General features: G+C 69.4%; 15 protein-coding genes. 4 read left to right on the top strand and 11 right to left on the bottom strand.

The window, feature by feature from the left end; all coding sequences use genetic code 11:
* Positions 1-1,693: GAF domain-containing protein (locus K7C98_RS17980; protein ID WP_224192913.1), on the top strand; the 1,693-nt coding region annotated here is incomplete at its 5' end.
* Between the two features lie 20 nt (positions 1,694-1,713).
* Complete coding sequence (locus K7C98_RS17975; RefSeq protein ID WP_224192912.1) at positions 1,714-2,316, top strand: glutathione S-transferase family protein; 603 nt, start codon at positions 1,714-1,716, stop codon at positions 2,314-2,316.
* Positions 2,317-2,389: 73 nt separating this feature from the next.
* Here the strand turns inward: K7C98_RS17975 and K7C98_RS17970 are convergent, their stop codons facing one another.
* Positions 2,390-2,797 (bottom strand): GFA family protein, encoded by a 408-nt coding sequence (locus tag K7C98_RS17970; RefSeq protein ID WP_224192911.1) that lies wholly within the window; start codon positions 2,795-2,797, stop codon positions 2,390-2,392.
* A 113-nt stretch (positions 2,798-2,910) separates the two neighbouring features.
* On the opposite strand from K7C98_RS17970, the gene K7C98_RS17965 reads away from it, so the two are divergent.
* Entirely contained in the window at positions 2,911-3,057 is a 147-nt protein-coding gene (locus K7C98_RS17965; RefSeq protein ID WP_224192910.1) for a hypothetical protein, read from the top strand.
* Between the two features lie 45 nt (positions 3,058-3,102).
* Here K7C98_RS17965 and K7C98_RS17960 read toward each other — a convergent pair whose 3' ends face one another.
* From K7C98_RS17960 to tssD, 10 genes are all read right to left on the bottom strand, one after another.
* On the bottom strand, positions 3,103-3,957 hold the full coding sequence (locus tag K7C98_RS17960; protein WP_224192909.1) for a TerB family tellurite resistance protein: 855 nt from the start codon (positions 3,955-3,957) through the stop codon (positions 3,103-3,105).
* A gap of 344 nt (positions 3,958-4,301) precedes the next feature.
* Positions 4,302-5,828: a hypothetical protein gene (locus K7C98_RS17955; protein WP_224192908.1), complete on the bottom strand. Its 1,527-nt coding sequence runs from the start codon at positions 5,826-5,828 to the stop codon at positions 4,302-4,304.
* Positions 5,829-5,903: 75 nt separating this feature from the next.
* Positions 5,904-8,837, bottom strand: a complete 2,934-nt coding sequence (locus tag K7C98_RS17950) for an SNF2-related protein (RefSeq protein WP_224192907.1) — start codon at positions 8,835-8,837, stop codon at positions 5,904-5,906.
* Positions 8,824-11,010, bottom strand: coding sequence for a hypothetical protein (locus tag K7C98_RS17945; protein WP_224192906.1), 2,187 nt, complete (start codon positions 11,008-11,010; stop codon positions 8,824-8,826). The genes K7C98_RS17950 and K7C98_RS17945 overlap by 14 nt, the downstream gene beginning before the upstream one ends.
* A complete protein-coding gene (locus K7C98_RS17940; RefSeq protein ID WP_224192905.1) occupies positions 11,007-12,365 on the bottom strand; it encodes a hypothetical protein in 1,359 nt (452 codons plus the stop codon). The genes K7C98_RS17945 and K7C98_RS17940 overlap by 4 nt, the downstream gene beginning before the upstream one ends.
* A gap of 75 nt (positions 12,366-12,440) precedes the next feature.
* On the bottom strand, positions 12,441-12,581 hold the full coding sequence (locus K7C98_RS17935) for a hypothetical protein (protein ID WP_224192904.1): 141 nt from the start codon (positions 12,579-12,581) through the stop codon (positions 12,441-12,443).
* 606 nt (positions 12,582-13,187) lie between these two features.
* Complete coding sequence (locus K7C98_RS17930; protein WP_224192903.1) at positions 13,188-13,961, bottom strand: SIMPL domain-containing protein; 774 nt, start codon at positions 13,959-13,961, stop codon at positions 13,188-13,190.
* Between the two features lie 109 nt (positions 13,962-14,070).
* Positions 14,071-14,763, bottom strand: a complete 693-nt coding sequence (locus K7C98_RS44860; RefSeq protein ID WP_224192902.1) for a tail fiber domain-containing protein — start codon at positions 14,761-14,763, stop codon at positions 14,071-14,073.
* 106 nt (positions 14,764-14,869) lie between these two features.
* Positions 14,870-17,503: a type VI secretion system ATPase TssH gene (tssH, locus tag K7C98_RS17920; RefSeq protein ID WP_224192901.1), complete on the bottom strand. Its 2,634-nt coding sequence runs from the start codon at positions 17,501-17,503 to the stop codon at positions 14,870-14,872.
* A gap of 119 nt (positions 17,504-17,622) precedes the next feature.
* A complete protein-coding gene (gene tssD, locus K7C98_RS17915; protein ID WP_224192900.1) occupies positions 17,623-18,117 on the bottom strand; it encodes a type VI secretion system tube protein TssD in 495 nt (164 codons plus the stop codon).
* Between the two features lie 353 nt (positions 18,118-18,470).
* Here tssD and tssB point away from each other — a divergent pair, with 353 nt between their 5' ends.
* Entirely contained in the window at positions 18,471-18,980 is a 510-nt protein-coding gene (gene tssB / locus K7C98_RS17910; protein WP_224192899.1) for a type VI secretion system contractile sheath small subunit, read from the top strand.
* Positions 18,981-18,988 lie beyond the last annotated feature (8 nt).

The raw sequence follows: 18,988 nt of genomic DNA, 5'->3' as shown, positions 1-18,988 counted from the left end.
GGCGCTCGCCGCGGCCGCGGCCGCGGGCGGCTCGCTGAGCGTCGACGAGGCGCTGCGCGGGTGGATCGACCCGTTCCACGACCAGCTCGTCGCCTGGTCCGAGTTCGCCCCCGAGACCTACGAGCACCGCGCCCGGCTCGTCGAGGCCGAGCGCGCGCGCCTGTGCGGCGACCACGAGCGCGCCGGCCTGGCCTACGACCAGGCGCTCCGGCTCGCCGTCGACAACGGGTTCGCCTGGCATGCCGCCCTCGCGGCCGAGCTCGCGGGGCGCCACTTCATCGCCCGCGGCCGGCTCACCATCGGGCAGATGCTCCTGCGCGACGCCAGCGAGCGCTACGCCCGCTGGGGCGCGCACCCCAAGGCCGCGCTGCTCCGTCACGACCTGCCGCACGTCGCCGCCGTCGAGCCGGCCCCGGCCTTCGCCACCCGCGCCGCCCAGGCCGAGCTCGACCTCCGCAGCGTCCTGCGGGCCTCGCAGGCGTTCGCCGCCGAGCTCCGGTTCGAGGACCTGATCCACACCGTCATGCGGATCGTCGTCCTCACCGCCGGGGCGAGCCGCGGCGTCCTCGTGCTGCAGGAGCACCACGGCCTCGCCGTCGTCGGCGAGTTCGCGGCCGACGGCGACGCCCGCACCCAGCTCGCCCTCCAGCCGCTCGAGGCCTGCCCGCACGTCCCCGCGGTCCCGATCCGCCTGGCCTTCCGGACAGCCCAGATCGTCACCCTCGACGACCCCGACACCGCCGTCGCGCTCGCGGCCGACCCGGTGATCGCCGCGCTGCGTCCGCGCTCGCTGCTGTGCCTCCCGCTCGCGCTCCGCGGCCAGCGCCTGGGCGCGCTCTACCTCGAGAACCGCGTCACCGCCGGCGCCTTCACCCCCGCGCGGATCGAGACGCTCAACCTCCTGAGCTCGCAGATCGCCATCTCGATCGAGCACGCGCGCATGGTCGCGCGCCTGCAGGAGGCGCGCGAGGCCGCCGAGTCGGCGAGCCGCGCCAAGAGCACCTTCCTCGCCAACATGAGCCACGAGCTGCGCACGCCGCTCAACGCGATCATCGGCTACAGCGAGCTGCTGTCGGAGGTCGCCGAGGATCGCGGCGACGCCGAGCTGCTGGACGACACCGGACGGATCCGCCGCGCCGGGTCGCACTTGCTCGGGCTCATCAGCGACATCCTCGACCTGTCGAAGATCGAGGCCGACAAGCTCGAGATCAGGGTTCAGGGCTTCGCCGTCACCCCGCTCGTGCACGAGGTCGCCGACGCCGTGCGGCCGCTGATGCAGCGCGCCGGCAACGCCTTCACGATCGAGGTCGCGGGCGCGCTCGGGGACATGCGCAGCGACCCGGTGCGCGTGCGCCAGGTCCTGCTCAACGTGCTCGGCAACGCCGCCAAGTTCACCCAGGCCGGCACGGTGACGCTGCGGGTGCACCGCGACGACGAGCAGATCGTGTTCGCGGTCGACGACACCGGCATCGGCATGACGGCCGAGGAGACCTCGCGGGTGTTCGAGGCCTTCCACCAGGCCGACAGCTCCGCCGCGCGCCGCGCCGGCGGCACCGGCCTCGGACTGACCATCACGCGTCGCCTGTGTGAGATGCTCGGCGGGCGGATCTCCGTCGTCAGCACGCCCGGTCAGGGTTCGGTGTTCACGATCGAGCTCCCCGTGACGAGCCCCGGCGCGATCATCGGCGCATGAGAATCGGGTACGATGGGATCATGCTCAGGCTCTACTACTCAGCCATGACCTCGGCCTTCCGTTGCCGCTGGGCGCTCGAGGAGACCGGTCTGTCCCACGAGGTCATCCACCTCAGCCTCGCGCGGGCCGAACACAAGTCACCCGAGTACCTGAAGATCCACCCGCTCGGCAGCGTGCCGGCGCTCGTCGACGGCGATCAGGTCGTGCTCGAATCGGCGGCGATCTGCATGTACGTCGCCGAGAAGGATCCTGAGCGGCGCCTCGTCCCCGCGGAGGGGTCGATCTCTCGCGCCCACTACTATCAGTGGATCCTCTTCAGCATGACGAACCTCGACAGCGTCGTGCACGGCCCCTACCTCCGCGCGTTCCCGCGGCCGCCCGAGCTGCGCAGCGGCACCGCGACCGACGACGAGCGGACCGCGCTGCGCCGCTGCCTCGCCCTGCTCGACGACCGCCTCGCTGCCGGTTGGGTGCTCGGGCAGCAATTCACCACCGCCGACATCATCCTCGGCGGCTTGCTCGAATGGGCCGACGTCTGCGGCCTGCTCCGCGGCGCCGACACCGCCGCGCGCTACCTGGCCCGCCTGCGCGAGCGCCCCGCGTTCCAGCGCGCCGCCGACTGACGATTCCGCCGCGCCGCCGACGAATCCGAGGAGTTCCCCGGCGCGCCCGCTCCGATGCGCCCGGGGCCTGAGATTACGGCGGGTCCCGCTCGTATGTCTCGATCCCCGGCGGCAGCTGAACCCAGGGGTGCCGCCGGCAGTCGTACACCGAATCCTGCGGCGGGGGAAAGCTCGGGTCGGCGAACGCCCCGACGGCGACGGCCACCGACGACCGCTCGCTGCCCTCCTCCGTGTGGAACACCGTCGACCCGCACACGGGGCAGAACCTGAACCTGAACCTCGCCCCCTGGTCACCGGCGCGGACGTACTCGGTCGCCGCGCCGAACACCTCGTAGGGGCCGGCGAAGGCGGCCAGCGCCGCGAAGACGCTGCCCGTTCGCCGCTGACAGGCGAGGCAGTGGCAGATGCCGGTGCCGAGTGGTTCTCCCCGAACCTCGATACGCAGCTGGCCGCAGGAACAAGACGCTGTTCGTGAATGCATGGAGCACCTCGTGGCGTGTCACTCGACGCTCGGGTCGAGCGACACGCCACGGAGGATAACCGGGCGCCAATTCGCGCGCAACGGATCTCGCGCGACACAGCAGCTTCGATTCGATGAATATCACCCGATGCCTGGAAGCCGAGGCGGCGATCGAGGTCGCCGGTGGTGCGACGAATCTGACCGGCTTCGCCGAGGTCGTCTTTTCCGTGGAGGCCCCGAGACGCCATATCGAGCGTGCGGCGGTCAGGGGAAAGATGTGATAGGCGAAGGGGTGGGTGGCGGAATAGGAGGCCGATGCGGAGCTCTCAGCGGGGGGTCGGGGCGAGGGCGCGGGTGTTGCCGGGGGCGGCGATGGCCGCAGGGGCGGCCGCGAGCTCGGCGCAGCGCGCAGGAGAGACGGCGAGGGAAGCGGCGACCTGGCGAATGAGGGCGAACTCGTGGGCGTTGACCGGCCCGTCGAGGCGAGCGATCTCGCACATGAGCTGAATGATGGTCTCCGGGCCCATGAAGGGCATGCGGAGCGCGATGCTGTCGATCAGCTGGTTCAGATCGCCATGGTGAGGGTCCTTCATGACGGCGCGGAGGTCGGGCATGTCGGCGGGCCCGAGGAAGAGGTGGGCCGTGAAGGACTCGCGGAGCCCGCGGATCTCGCTGGCGAGGACCTCGTCGTCGACGCGAATGACGGCCATGCACAGCTTGATGAGCGGCCAGAAGAACTCGACCCGGCGCCAGGGGGGCTGGTTCGAGAGCGCGAGCTTGTAGCTGGCCTGCCCGATCTCGGTCGAGGTCGCCGTGCCGGCTTCGACCAGGTGAATGCTCAGATCGAGGGTGTAGAGGCCCGGGCCGCGGTTACGGGCGGCGCCGTAAGGGATATAGAGCGAGCCGCGCTGCCCATGCACGGGGCCGATGGTGAGGAAATTGCCGCTCTTGTCGCAGAACAGGGTGTCGTCGACGGCCGACAGGGCGCCGAGCCAAAAGCCGCTGATGCGCCCGAAGATCAGCGCGCCGGCCGGGAGCGCGGCGTTCAGGTCGATCTGCAGACCGATGCCGAGGTCGTCGGTTCGCTGGGCCACGGAGATCTCCAGCTGATGGTGCTGCTTGTGGGCCTCGTGGACTTTTTTGGCAATATCGAGGAGAAAACTTAGGTCGCGACTGTCCATGGGAATTCCTCCGGGGTTGTGAGGTGATCGGAGCCATACGGGCTCTCTGCGTGATCGATCGAGCTCTTAGAAGTATCGGGTGGGGTGAGGTCGTGGTGAGCGGGGCGAAGTCTTTGTATAGAGAATATGTTCCCTCGCTCGCGAGACAGCGGGCATGGTGAACCTCGGCGGCGGAGCGCTTGTGAGGCCGAGGCATGCGCGGGGCGGGGGCCACGATACCACGGCCACAGTCCGGTGGACAGGCGCCCCATGCCCTTTCCTGGCCCTTCAGCTGTTCGGTTTGCGGAGGCCCGGACGTCGTGCATGGGCCGGCGCATGGCCGATGGGACCGCGCGCCGTCCGAGTCAGTCGAAGCGAGTGTCGAGGGTCAAGGCCAGCCGCGTGACGACACCGCTCGCGGCGCCTCCGAGGTCCTCGACGGCGAGGTGCCAGGTGCCGCCGGCGCTCTCGTCGGTCGGCACGCCGACCTCGAACAGCTGCAGATCGATCACCGGCCCCTCCGAGACGGTGACGGGCGTGCTGGTCCCGAACGGATTGACGAGGTGAACGGCGACGCTGTTGGCCGCGTCCTGGACGATCTGCACGTCGAGGTACGCGGCGGTCGGGACGGTGGCGATGCCGGAGGCGAGGAGCGGGAGCAGCAGCGTGCCGTCGGCGATGAGCTGCGAATCACCGGCAGGACCGGCGAAGCTGCGGCGCATCCAGCCCGGTCGGCATACGCCGTCGCCGTCGCCCTCGAGCCGGTCGAGGCAGAGCAGGCCGCTGCTCGGCACACACTCGGCGTGCGCGCTGCAAGCGTCACCGTCGCCCGGGATATCGACCTCCGACACGCAGGTGCCCGGCGCGAGCACGACGTTGCCCTCGCCCTCGAGCACGTCGAAGCACGTGTGTTCGTCGCCGCACGCGAGCGCGTCCTCGCAGGGCCGACCCTCGATCGTCTGCTCCACCCCGCAGCGGGTGAACACGTCGGCCTCGATCGCGCCGACGATCGTGAAGGTCTGCCAGAAGAACATGCGGCCATGGCGGACGCCGTCGTAGTGCGCCGAATACAGCACGAGCACGCGATCGGTGCCGACATCGAGGACGGTGAGCTGCTCGACCCCGCCCTCGTCGGTGGCGCTCAGCGCCTGCGCGACGGTCGCGCTGGCGACCCCGATCTCCGCGCTCGCCCGCAAGAACTGCTCCTGCTCGGTCGCATCGAGCTCGGCCGCGCCGGTCACGAGCCGCCGATCCATCAGCACGACCGCCGGCGCGAACAACAGCTCGTCATACGACCCCGGCAGCAGGCACACGTCGGCGAACAAAATCGTCTGCGCGCGAGCGATGCACGCCGGGAGCACGGTCTCGACGAACTGCGGATACTCGAGGCCGCAGATCGGGTCGTCCGGGGCGCTCGTGCAGTGCGCGTCGTAGTCGTCGGCGACCGGCTCGGCGTCGCTGCACATGAACAGCAGGTCGAGGAGGAAGTTGCCGGCGGCCAGCTCGGGGTCGCTCTGCAGATCGGCGACGCAGGCGAGGATCGCCTCGTCGATCGCCTCGGGGCACTGCAGCGGCACATCGGGATCGCCGGTGGTGTTCGTGGTGTCGGTGGTGTTCGTGGTGCTCGTGGTGTCGGTGGTGCTCGTGATGTCGGTGGTGCTCGTGATCGCCGGACCAGTGGTCGGTTCATCCGTCGTGACGTCGCCCGTCATGACGGCGCCCGTGCTCGTCGAGGTGCTCTCGGCCGGTTCGCCGCTGGTCTCGCTCGACGTTCCCGGCGTGTCGCCGGCGCTCGTCGTGGCCCCGGTACCGCCGGGCTCCGTGGGCCCGCAAGCGGCGGCGGCGAGCAGAGTGAGCGGGACGAGACGGGACAGCGCAGCGAAGGTCGACATGGCGGCCTCTTCTTACGCCATGCCGGCAGACGGCGCACCTCCAGCAGTCGTCTCCGGGACAAGCGACCGTGCGCATCATGAAGGGACGCGCGGGCGCAGGTCGATGCGGAGGCGGTCGGCGAGGGCGGTGGGGAGCGGTGGAGGTGGCGTGTTGACCTCGGCGTACTCTTGGGGATCGGGCGGCGCGCCGAGCAGGAACTCGAGCCACTTCTCGCGCTGGCGGACGACCTGGTGGATCCGCATGTCGATCGTCTGCTGGATCAGCGGGTAGAGGATCTCGAGCTTGGCGTCGCGGTCCTTGTCGCGCAGCTTGTGGATCCGGCCGCCGAGACGGTCGACGCGGCCGACGCGTTGCTCGAGCTGGGCGGGATTCCAGGGGAGGTCGTGGTGGATGACGCGGCAGCACGAGCGCTGCAGGTCGAGGCCCTCCTGCATGACCTCGTTGGCGATCAGCACCATCGGGTACAGCGGAGTGTTGAAGGTCTCGCGCAGGCGCTCGCGCGCCTCACCGTCGCTGGTCTGGCGGACGAAGCGGCCCTCGAGCAGCTCGCCGTCGAGGAGCTTGTCCTGCGACTCCTCGGAGAGCTCGTAATGGAAGTACTGCAGGAACTGCCGCAGCTGGACGACGTAGCCGCGTCCGACAGGGGATTGCCAGAAGTCGTCGACGAGGTCGAGGAGCTCGCGTGAAGGGACGGGATCGACGGCGAGGCCGGCTGACTTCGCGCGGGCGATGACGTCGGCGATGAAGGGAACGTAGCGCGCGGTGAGGTAGCGGGCGAGCCGTTCGACGAGCTGGATCCGGCGCTCGTCGGGGAGGCCGTACATGTTGCCGCGGAAGTACGTCCAAAGGTGGGGTCGCGAGCGGACGACGAGCTGCGCGTGCTCCCGGGAGATGTTCCAGGTCGGGGTGAGGTGGCCGTCCTCGGACTCCTCGAGCTCGTCCTTGACGAGGTCGTAGCCGTGGGGGATGAAGCGCGGGTCGCAGATCCGTTGGATGACGTCGGCGAAGTCCCTGGCCCAGGCAGGGTCGCGTTCACGACGCAGGTCGACGGCGGCGCGCTCGACGACGCGTTTCAGGATGCAGAAGTTGATGCGCTCGGCGGAGGTCGGGCCGGTGCGTACCTGGCGGAGCAGCGGCTCGGCGCGCTCGACAATTGCGTCGAGGTGGCGCTCGCCCCAGTCCTCGAAGTCGAGCAAGGTCTGCAGGTAGCGCTCGCGGAGCGCGAAGTAGAGGAAATCCTGCGTGCGGTGGAATCGCTGCTGTAGCAGGGCATGTCGGCCGCGGGCGTGGCGATCCTCGCCGCGCTCGCCGAAGACGTCCGTGTGGGTGGCATCGGGGTAGGCGTGGCGCCAGCGGTCGAGGAGGCGGTCCTCCCAGGCGTCGTGCAGCTTGCGCTGGAGCTCGTGCAGCGTCTGGATCCGGGCGCAGAAGATCAGCGTCTTTTCACCGCGCTCCTCGGCGGCGCGCAGGACGTCGCCGAGGACGTGCGAGAGCTTGGGATGGCTGTCGCGCTCGTCCGAGAGGTTTTTTAAGATGTCGCGCAAAAGGCCGCGGTAGCGCTCGATCGAGGGGATCGCGGCGGTCTTCTCGTCCGACAACATCTCGCTCCTTTGTGCGGCGCTGTAGGACGAGACCATGTTGATCTCGACGGCGGCCTTGTGGGTCGGGTGCTTCTGGTCGAACAGTTCGGCGATCAGGCGCTCGTAGGCGAGGAAGGGGATCATCGCTGGACCCTCTACGGGCAGGCGCCTGGGGCGATGGTCCCGGTAGAGGAAGCGGTCGTCGCGGCGGCTGCGGACCATCCAGCGGCGGAGGGCCGGCTCGATGCGCGTGTCCTTGAGCTCGATCAGCCGGCGCAGGTGCAGCGCGACCGGGCGGAGGGCGGGGTTGTCGGGGAGCTGTGCGAGATCGGGTGAACGCTCGAGGTGCTGGCCGAGCTCGGCGGCGAGCACCGGGTCGACGCGGCCCCAGTCGCGCTCGAAGCCGGCGTAGGCGTCCTGATAATCGCGGATGTCGGTCAGCAGGTTTTCGGCGCGCTCGCGCAGGTCGAGAGGCGCGGTCTGGGCGAGGGAGAAGAGGGCGAAGACCTGACGCAGCTCGTCGATGCCGAGCTGGAAGGGGGTCGCGGTCAAGAAGAGGGCATTGCGAAAACGCTGGCGCAGGGCCTGGCTCAGCGACAGGGCGCGCTTGGTCTCGCGGTTCTTGAGCTTGTGAGCCTCGTCGACGACCAGCAGGTCGAAGGTCGGGAGTAGCGCGCGGGCGAGGCGGTAGCGGGCGAGGTCGAGGAGGTCGAGGATCTTGCCGGCCTTGTTGTCGGCGGAGAACAGCTCGTTGCCGTGCTCGGCGTAGGCAGCGTCGAGCGTGGGCTCGTTGCCGTCGGTGCGCGTGAAGGCGGCCGCGAGATGAGGCTCGAGGGCGGCGTAGTTGAATTTTCCGAAGAAGGTCTCGGCGGGCTCGCGCTGGCAGGCGCCGTCGCGGAAGCGGCGGAAGATGGCCGCGCGCGTCGGGCCGGGGAGGCGCTTGTAGCGGCAGAAGAGGTCGAGCAAGTCGGCGTGATCGTCGCGGACGCCGCGCAGGAACAGGCTGATCGGGGCGATCAGCACGCGACGGCGCGGGGCCTCGACGAGGAGGTCGCCGAGTCGACCGACGTCCAGGATCGCGTCGGGCTCGAGGCCGCCGTAGACCTTGCGACCGCCGCCGGCGTCGGCGATGAAGCGCCGGATCTCTCGCGTCCACTTCTTGTTGAGGTCGGGGCCGGGCGTGATGACGAGGAAGCGGCTTTCGGGCGCGACGTGAGCGCGGGCCGCGAGCACGCCGAGCGCCTCGAAGGTCTTGCCCATGCCGACCTCGTCGGCGAGCACGACGCCGGGGTGGTCCTGCAAGATCTCGAGGGCGCGGAGGACGGTGTCCTCCTGCCGCTCGATGTCGCGCGAGGAGATGTTGCCCTGCTGGGCGTGCGCGCCGAGGTCGAGGAAGGTGCGGAGCCAGGATTGGTCACGCAGGGTCATGGCGTTCGCTCGGGGCAGTCAGGGGTTGATAGAAGCGCAGGATCGGGTCGATCCACGGGCGACCTTGAATGGCGGGAGCGAGGGCGCCGAGGTCGGCGCGCAGGTCGTTCAGGAAGTGGGCGAGTTCGGCGCGCTTGCTCGGCTGGTCGGGGTCCGCGGGGAGCTCGAGCTCGCTGAAGGTCTTGAGAAGTTCAGCGCCGTAGAACCACACGACCTCGCGGGTGAAGTCGCCGCCGACCGCCTCGCGCATGCGCTGCCAGACGGCGCGGACGCCGATGGGACCTGCCAGGATGTGGCGGAACGCGGCGAGGGTGATGTTCTCCTCGGCCAGGTCGCGGGCGAGGTTTTTCCAGGTGCGGAAGATGTCGGTCGGCGTGAAGCCCTCGCCGAAGATGGTTTCGAGGACGGCGGATGTGCCCTGGCGGCCGCTCTGGGTGGCGACGTGGCGCAGGCGCTCGCGGCCGATCCGCCGGCTGAGCAGGGCGATCAGCTCGGCGAGGCCGTACTGCGCTTCGACCGGGTCGACGGGCAAGGCGCCGAGGTCGGTGACGCGGATCGGGACGCTGTAGCGGACGCCGGTGATCTCGAGCGTCAGCTCGCAGCAGATCGCGAGGAGGTCGAAGTCGCCGGCGCGGAGCTCGCCGGACGGAGGAGCATCGCCGCGGGCCAACTGGCGCTCGACGTACAGGAGGCGCCAGGTCGGCGCATCGGCGATGCCATCGGCCCAGACAACGTGGAGCTCCCGCGTGCGCGGGTCGTAGGTTGCGTCGCTGATCCAGTGACCGAGGTTGGCGCCGCTCGCCGGGAAGACGGGCTCGGCGAGCTGAAGCTGGTCGCGCGGACAGGCGATCAAATCGGGCGCGAGGTCGGGGAGGGACCATGCGCCCTCGAGCGAGAGCACGACGGCGAGCTCGACGTTGCCGTGGGGCGGCGGGTGGAGCAGGGCACGGCCCGAGGCATTGGGGGAACCGACGAGGATGTGGGTGGTGATGACGCCGCGACGTTCGGTGGTGATCGTCAGCAGCTTGGCGTGCAGGGGGCGGCGCACCGGGCGGTCGTCGTCGAAGCGAAGGGTCGGCAGGAGCCAGGTCCGCAGCTCGCGTTGTTTCGCGAGCGCCTCGACGATCCGCGCGGGACCGTTAGCAATTAGCGGGGCGGCCGGATAGAGCTGGCGCGCCGCGTGGGCCTCGTCGGCGTCCTCGCGGGACCACGAGCGCTCTTTCAGCCGGTGGTCGAGGTAGCGGACCGTCTTGGTGGTGCACTTGAGCGGGATGAAGTATTCGATGGTGGGCGGTTCGCCGGGAGTGCGATGAACCCAGACCTGGCCGAGCCCCTGTTCGAGCGCGGGGACGACGGTCGGGGGACCGAGCGGGCCGCCCTGCCAGCCGAAGCCGAGGTCGAGCTCGGCCTCGTGGCTGTTGCGAGAGGCGAGGATGTAGCTGACGAGCGACTGGACCTGTTCGAGGTCGGCGGCCTGCTGATCGTCGCGCTCGAAGAATGGGGCGAGCATGCCCAGCTGGAGGATTTCGGCGTCGCGCGGGATGAGCTCGAGGAAGGCCGGGAGCAGCGGGGCCTGCAGGGAGTGCAGGACGTGGAAGGTGCGCGCATCGGCCTGGGCCGGGGCGGTAGCGAGGCGACCGGTGAGGGTGGTGCGGACGAGGGCGAGCTGCGGGCTCGGTGCGCCGGAGAGGGCTTCGACGCCGGCGAGGAAGCCGAGCAGCGCGTGCAGGGCCGCGACGTCGTTCGCGTCGCTGTAGCGGAGCTTGCGGGGGAACCACAGCTCGGTGTTGTCGCCGTAGCCGCCGCGCGTGAGGTTGCCTGACCCGAGGAGCAGGTTCGCATGATCGTGATGGACGAGCAGGGCGAGCTTGGGGTGAAAGACCCGGGCGAAGATGAGACGGAGGTCGTAGGGAAGGCGCTGGCCGGGCGAACGAGCGCCGGCGTCCACGAAGCAGGCGACGGGAACGCCCTGGAGCGCCTTCAGGCCCTCGCGTAGGAAGTCGGGGAGTTGCTCGTCGGGGTCGCTCTGCAGCTTGAGGATCGCGCGCAGGACGTGCGACTCGAAGAAGATCGGGTCGAAGGTGTAGGAACAGAAGACGGCGCCGAGGCAGGACTCCTGGCTCTCGAGACACTCGAGGGCGGTGCGCCGCGGGGGAGCGGATCGTTTCGTCATTGGGGCGCTCCGTTCGCGGCGGGGAGACGACCTGTCGTTTCGAGCAGGTTGCGGACGATGTTGAACTTGAAGGCCGGAAAGCGGGCCTCGAAGCGGTGCCCGGTGTAGCGGGTCTGGGCGATCCGGAGGTCGCCGCTTTCCTGGGCGATCCAGCTGTCGCCGGTGGTTCGCTCGCGCTGGACGCGGCGGTGGAAGGCGAGGATGTGGTCGAGGGCGGCGTCGGGCGTGGCGCCGGAAAGATCCTCGGCGAGACGGAGAAAGACGCGGCCGTGCATCGGCAGCTGCTGCAGGCGCGCGAGCTGAGGGGCGGCGAGCAGGGCCGCAGCGGCGCGGCGGAGGTTGTCCAGGCGTTCGGTGGTGAGCGACTGGGCGACGATGCGGGCGCGCGCGGCGATGAAGCCGGCGTCGGTGATGTCGGTGTAGATGGTGTCGAAGCAGTCGCGGACGGCGACGGCGGTGTCGCCGAAGGCGAGGGCGAGGGCGAGCAGATCTCGCAGCGAGGCGTCGACGGGGCCGCAGCGGCCAGCGAGCATGGCGACGAGCAGGTCGCGCGGATCGTGAATATCGAGCCGGGTCGCCTGCTCGACGAGGCGGGCGACGGCGAGGGTCGGCGGCGGGGCGCGCTCGACGGCGGCCTCGAAGATTCGATCTTGCTGGGACTTTCGACCGAGGATGCTGGTGAGGCGCGAGCGCTCGCCGAGGGTGGCGAGGCGGAAGTTCTGGAACTTTCGCTCGATGCGAGCAGTGGCCGGCGCAAGAACGTGCAACGCCCAGTTATCGAAGCGCTGCATGTGCATGGTGCCGGGCTCGCCCCAGAAGGCGTCGACGATCGGGGTGGCGGCCGGGGTGATCCGCAGGCTGCCCGGATAGACGAGGCCGAGGTCGCGGAGCGGGACGAGGTAGGCGCCGAGGCCGCCCAGTTCGCTCTGGCGGGAGATCAGCGGGTAGTCGCGCGGGAGCGGCTTCTCGCCGGAGAACCAGGTCTTGCCGACGCCACGAGCGCCGCGCATGGCGTCGGGATGACCGCGGCCGAGCGAGCCGTTGCGGGATTCGAGGGTGGCGAGCGCCCACAGCCGCTCCCAGCGTTCGAACAGCCGGCGGCGCTCGTCATCGTCGTCGGACAGGCCATATTCCTTGAGGGCGCGCGCGGCGAGGTCGAGACCGTAGAGGACCACGGCGAAGTACTGCGCCTGGCCGCTGCGGGTCGTGAGCGCCGGGAGGAGGAAGTAGCCGACCTGCTGGCCGAGGTAGTCGAGCGCGAGCGGGTCTTCGAGGACGAACTCGGACTCGCCAGGGAGCGGGGCGGCCCAGAGCAGGACCTCGCCAGGACGCGCGAGGGGGACGAGGGCGATCATGACTCGAAAAGATCAACACAGGGAGATGTGCTTCACAAGGCAGGCTGCGCTCTGAACGGTGTTAGCCGAGGCAGCTCAGGCACCGCCGGACATGCGGCGCATCGACCAGTCGCCGCGGTACGGCACACCGACGGCGTCGCGCTCCTCCGCGGCCTGCGCCTCGGAGAAGCTGCAGGTCCAGGGCGCCCACGACGGCCCGCGATGCGCTCGTGTCACGCCAGGCTGCTGGAGCAGCCGGATACGTTCCGGCTGCAAGACGACGCCGAACGGCTATCAATCTGCGATCCAGAGGGTGATCTGCATCTTCACGAGTTCTCGACGCTCCGGAGGCAAAACCTCCGACCAATTCCGCAGAGTCAATGCGACACGCTGGTCCATGTCGAACGGAAGTTCGACCAGCGGTGTATCTGGCTCAGACTTGAGGGCAAACAGGAATCGGTGCCAATCGACCAGCCGAACAAACAGCTCGTCGAGAAATGAGCGAGGCAGTGAAACTTTCCTTCGATCTCGACCAATAGGTAAAGCCCCGACTTCGCGCCCCCTGGCGAGCCGTATAGATCCCAGCCGGCAGAGCCTCGGCTTCCCGCATGAGCTCTTTGTCTGCAGTCAGTTGGACTTGCAGGAAGGTGTTCGTCGGCACCTGCTGCTCTCTCACGGCGTCCAGGATCTCTCGGTAGGTCGTCGTGACCTCGAAGTAGAGCCGCTTGGGGGCAGCGCGGTATTCGCCGTAGTGACGCCAATAGGTGTGCGTGCTCCCACGCCGAGGATCGACGCCGCGCTCATTCGACTGGTTCCTCCCGCGGCTCGAGCAGTCGCATTGCCCTACTTCAGCTCGAACGTCGCGTGGACGATCGTGATGATGTCCTTCTCGAGCGAGGACGTGTCGTTGTTGCCGTCCCACGAGCCTGCGGTCGAATTGGCCGGGTTGACGTTGATGACGCCCATGTCGGCGGTGCGGAGCGAGCCGATCTCGGCGCCGCCGGCGGAGGCGACGATGTTCTCGGCGCGGGTGCGGGCGTCGCGGGAGGCCTCGGCGAGCATCTCGATCTTGACGTCGCCGAGCTTGGTGTAGAAGTACTCGGGTGCGTCGGAGCTGACCGTCACGCCCTCCTCGAGCAGCTCGGTGACCTCGCGCGACATCTTCTCGACCAGGGCGACGTCGTTCGAGCGGACCTTGATCTCCTGCACGCCGTCGAAGCCCGTCATCACCTGCTTCTCGACGCGGTTGTCGCCGGTGCCGTGGTACTCGGTCTCGTACGACGGGTCGACGCTGGCGGACGACAGCCAGATCTGGTCCTTCGGCACCCCGTGCTTGACCAGGAACTCCTGCGTGCGCTTGGCGTTGTCGTGGAGGATCCGGTACGTCGCGGTGCGGTCGGCCGCGTTGGCCTCGACGGTCGCGGTCCACTCGATGAAGTCGGACACGATCCGCTTCTTCGCCGAGCCGGTGACCTGGATCGTGCGCACCGCCGGGCGCACACGGACGCGCTCCCAGGTGCTGCTGGCGATGTACGTGGCGAGGACCAGGGCGACGCCGACGCCGAGGAGGCCGAAGGGTCGCAGGTCCAGGGGGACGGGGTGCTTGCGCGGTTCCATGCTGAGGGCGGCCTACGTACGAGGCGTCCCGAACATTCCACTCCGCCGATCTTTCAGGACATGTCCCAAGGATCCATCGACGTGAGCTGGGGCACGGGGGCCGCGACCGTCACGGCGTTTCGGGCGCCACCGCAGCGAGGCGCCGCTCGAGGCGATCGAGCCGGGCTCGCAGCGCGTCGTTCTCGGCCTCGGCCGCGACGACGCGGCGGTGCAAACCCTGGATCGCGGCGAGCGACACGCCGGCGGCGTCGAGCGGGAAGATCATGCGGTCGGTGTCCCACAGGCCGAACGCGGCCTTGAAGTCCTGGGCCATCGGGCCGAGGTGGCGCACGTCGGCGGCGTCCTTGCGGTAGCGCCAGGTCGTGATGTCGAGGGCGACCACGCGGGCGAGGATGTCGCCCGGGTCGACCGCCCGCAGGTCGGTCTTGGCGTTGCGGTCGCTCATCGGGCAGTTGTCGCTGCAGAACTCCTCGCCGGGCGGGACCGGCACGCCGGCGCAGCAGTGGAGCATGGCGCAGCAGGCCTGGCCGTCGTCGCACGGCTCACCCTGCTTGGAGCACGCGCCGCCGCCGGTGGAGCTGCTGCTCGAGCCGCCGGTCGGTTCGGCCGTGGTGCCCGTCGTCGTCGTCGCGGTCGACGTCGTCGCGGCGGAGGTCGGGCCCTGCGTGCCGCTGCCGGTCGCTTCGACCGTCGCGCTCGACGCGCTCGACGTCGTCGCGGCGGTCGAGCTCGTGGTCGTGGTGTTGGACTCGGTGTTCTTGTCGCCCGGGTCGCCGCAGGCGAGGAGGGCGGAGAACGTCACGAGGGGGATCCTGCGAGCAAACCAGAGCATCAGACCCCGAGGATAAGCACATCCCCGGGGTCGATCGACTCTCGGCACGCGCAGAGGTGCCCGCGCGGCAATGGCATCACTCCGGCAGCGGGTCGAAGGTGATGTCCCAGGCCTCGCCTTCCTTGCCGAGGCCGATGCGGACCTTGCTCGGCTGCTGGCCGGCCGCGAACGTCTCGAGCAGCTTGCGGCTGAGCACCGGCATGAGCGAGCCGCGGAGGATGTGATCGACGTTGCGGGCGCCGGTCTCGGCCTCGTTGCAGCGCGCGGCCATGGCGTCGTAGACCTCGGAGAGCACCTCGGCCTCGATCTTGTGGCTGTCGAACAGGCGCTTGCGCAGGCCCTTGAGCTTGAGCTCGGTGATCTCGCGCAGCACGGCGGGCGGCAGCGGCTGGAACGGCACGATCGACATGCGCGCCAGCAGGGCCGGCTTGAAGTGCTTCGACAGCGTCGGCCGGATCGCCTCGACCAACTCCTCGGGCGAGCGCGCGGTCAGGCCGTTGTCGGTGAGCTTCATGATCGCGTCCGACGCCAGGTTGCTGGTGAGGATCACGATCGTGTTCTTGAAGTCGATGAGGCGGCCCTCGCCGTCCGACAGCATGCCCTTGTCGAACACCTGGTAGAACAGGTTCATGACGTCGAGGTCGGCCTTCTCGCACTCGTCGAGCAGGACCACCGAGTAGGGCCGCTGGCGCACCGCCTCGGTCAACACGCCGCCTTCGCCGTAGCCGACGTAGCCCGGCGGCGAGCCGATCAGGCGCGAGACGGTGTGCTTCTCCTGGAACTCCGACATGTTGATCGTCGTCATGAAGCGCTCGCCGCCGTAGAGCAGGTCGGCGAGCGCCGTCGCGGTCTCGGTCTTGCCGACGCCGCTGGTGCCGACGAACAGCAGCACGCCGATCGGGGTGCTCGGGTTGCGGATGCCGGCGTGGGCGATCCGCAGCGTCTCCGACACGACCTTGACGGCGTTGGGCTGGCCCTTGACGCGCTCGGTGAGCGTGTCCTCGAGCCGCAGCAGGCTCTCCATCGCGTCGCGCTTCATGTTGCCGACGGGGATGCCGGTCCAGTTGGAGACGACGCGGGCGATCGCGTCGCTGTCGACCTCGGCGTGGATCAGGCGCTCCTCGCCGCCGGCGGCGATCAGCGCGGCGTCGGCGTTGCGCTTGGCCTCGCGCAGCTCGTCGGTGGCCGCGTCGCCGGCGGCCCGCAGCGCCTCGCGGGCCTTGTCGACCGCGCCGAGCGCCTCCTTCTCGTCCTGCCAGCGCTTCTCGAGCGCGGCCCGCTCGTCCTCGCCGCTGCGCAGCTTGTCGCGCAGCTCGGCGAGGCGGGCGAGGTCGACGAGGTTGCCCTCGCGATCCTCGCGCTCGAGCGCCCCGATCTCCCGCCTCAGCGCCGCGAGGTCCTGATCCAGGCGCAGCATCGCCTCGGGGCGCGAGGCCTGCTCGATCTTCACGCGCGTCGACGCAGTGTCGAGCAGGTCGACCGCCTTGTCGGGCAGCTGGCGGCCGGAGATGTAGCGGTGGCTCAGCTTGGCGGCGGCGATCAGCGCCTCGTCGCGGATCGTCACCGAGTGGGTGCGCTCGTAGGTGTCACGCAGGCCGCGGAGCATCACGAGGGCCTGCTCCTCGGACGGCTCGTCGACCTTGACGAGCTGGAAGCGGCGGGCGAACGCGGCGTCCTTCTCGAAGTACTTCTTGTACTCGGACCAGGTGGTGGCGGCGATCGTGCGCAGCTCGCCGCGGGCGAGCGCGGGCTTGAGGATGTTGGTGGCGTCGTTGTCCTTGTTGCCGACGATGGTGTGGGCCTCGTCGATGAACAGGACGATCGGCTTGGGCGAGGACTTGACCTCCTCGATGACGGCCTTGAGGCGCTTCTCGAACTCGCCGCGCACGCCGGCGCCGGCCTGCATGAGGCCCATGTCGAGCTCGAGCAGCTCGACGCCCTGCAGCGCGGTCGGGACGTCGCCCTCGACGATCGCGCGCGCGAGGCCCTCGACGAGCGCGGTCTTGCCGACGCCGGGCTCGCCGACGATGATCGGGTTGTTCTTGCGCCGGCGGATCAAGATCTCCACCAGCTGGCGGATCTCCTGGTGGCGACCGAACACCGGGTCGATCTTGCCCTCGCGGGCCTTCTCCGTGTACGACGAGGTGAAGCGGCGCAGCGCCTGCTCGCCGGCGCCGACCGGCGTGGCCGCGACCGCTCCGCCGCCGCCCCCCGCGGCCGGAGCCGCGGCGGCGCGCACGGCCTCCTTCGAGCCGGCGGTGATGCCCTCGAGGTCCTTGCGCAGCGTCTCGAGGTCGATCGCCGCCAGCTCGGCCAGCGTCTCGGCGCTGTAGCGGTGGCCGCGGGCGCACCACTGCTGGATGAGGTGGCCGGTGCGGATCTCGCCGGCTCCCCACTGCAGCGAGGCGACGACCCACGCGTCCTCGAGCCACTGGAAGAGCGTCTCGGCGAACACGGGCCGGCCCGCGTTGCCGGTGCGCATCGACTCGAGCACACGCTGCACGCGCTGACGCAGGCGGGTCGCGTCCTGGTTGAAGTGCGAGAGGATCTTCGCCGCGTCGGTGTCCTCGCCGTTCAGGATGGCGGCGAGCAGGTGCTCCGGCACGATCTCGTAGTAGCGGGAGCCGGCGGCGTGGGACACCGCAGCCTCGAGCATCGAGGTGCAGGTCGGGTTGAGCCTTCGAACGATCGCTTTCGGGTCGACGCGCATGCGGGGTCTCTCGCGGGGAGGGGTGGGGAAGGAGGGGGATCGCTATAGTAGAAAGCCAGGCCGGCCAGGCGCGGAGACGAACTCACGCGCCAGGCCGTTTTATGTGCAACGAACGACGATCAACCGTCGCTGTTCGACCACGAGTCGACGAACTCGGCGCCGGTGGGGACGAAGATCCACGTGATGGTGTGGTAGACGATGCTCACCGTCTCGAGCGGCGGCGCCTTGGCCTCGGCCGGGTCGAGGGCGTTGGGCGACAAGCGCTCGATCGAGTCGACGCGGCCGTTCTCCAGCTTGACGGTGAAGAACTGCTCGGTCGTGCCGTCGCCGTTCGGGTTGGGCCGGAAGAACTTGAACTCGGCGTCAACTCTCTCGTTGCGGCACAGGGCCTTGGCGATCAGCGGCGAGCTCTTGTCGATGCGCTTCACGATCCGGATCGGGGCGTGCACGCGGCGACCGACGGCGGCGCGGCTGCCGTGCTCACGCGCCGTGCGGACGCTGTCTTGGAACTCCACGCACTCGATCGAGTTCTCGCGCCCCAGCGAGGTCTGCGAGCTCTCGCCCTGGATGTCTTGGCCATTCGCTTTCAGGTACAGATGGACGGTCTCAGCCATGCGGGACACCATATCAAAGGCCCCGCGGCCGGCTACGGGCTCAACACCGGTATTTTCGCGCCTGCGCGGGCTCCTGCGAGACTTTGGCTCGCGCGATCGCGCAGGTTCGAATCCGCGCCGGTGTCACTTTCGCGCGGGCGCGTGATGACGTCCGGAGGGCCCTTATCCACGTTACGACGGCGACATCCGCTGCGCCGTTTTTCGCGCGCGCGCGATCGCGGCGCTCGTCGCGGACCCTGGACGTCGGACGGCCCGCCGTCATATGGTCCTGGACGACGAGGCGCCGCTGTCTGGCGCACTGCGGGGACAGACGGGGCGAGGAAAACAGTAGTGTCCGCGAGGATGGTGCCTTCATGAGCAAGGGTAAAGAGGGATCGGTCGCGCCGAAGGAGCGCGTAAACATCACGTACAAGCCGGCCACGGACGGGGCGCAGGAGGACGTCGAGCTCCCGCTCAAGATCCTCATGCTGGGCGACTTCACGGGCCGACCGGACGACCGGCCGGTCGAGGAGCGCGTGCCCATCAACGTCGACAAGGACAACTTCGACAAGGTGATGGCGGCGCAGAAGCTCGAGACCTCGATCAGCGTGAGCAACAAGCTGACCGACGGCGACCAGGGCGACCTCTCGCTGAACCTGAAGTTCGATACGCTCAAGGACTTCCGCCCCGAGGGGATCGTCGAGCAGGTGCCGCAGCTCAAGGAGCTGATGGAGCTGCGCAACGCGCTCACCGCCCTCAAGGGCCCGCTGGTCGGCGGCAACGTGCCCGACTTCAAGAAGAAGCTCGTCGAGGCGCTGCGCGACCCGGACAAGCGCGCGCGGCTGATGAAGGAGCTGGGGATCGAGGACAAACCGGCGTCGTGAGACTTCAC

It is taken from the genome of Nannocystis pusilla (assembly GCF_020073745.1).
In the GTDB taxonomy this organism is placed as follows: Bacteria; Myxococcota_A; Polyangia; order Nannocystales; family Nannocystaceae; genus Nannocystis; species Nannocystis radixulma.
The sequence above is the reverse complement of the archived record's forward strand: the minus strand, read 5'-3'. Positions and strand labels throughout refer to the sequence as shown.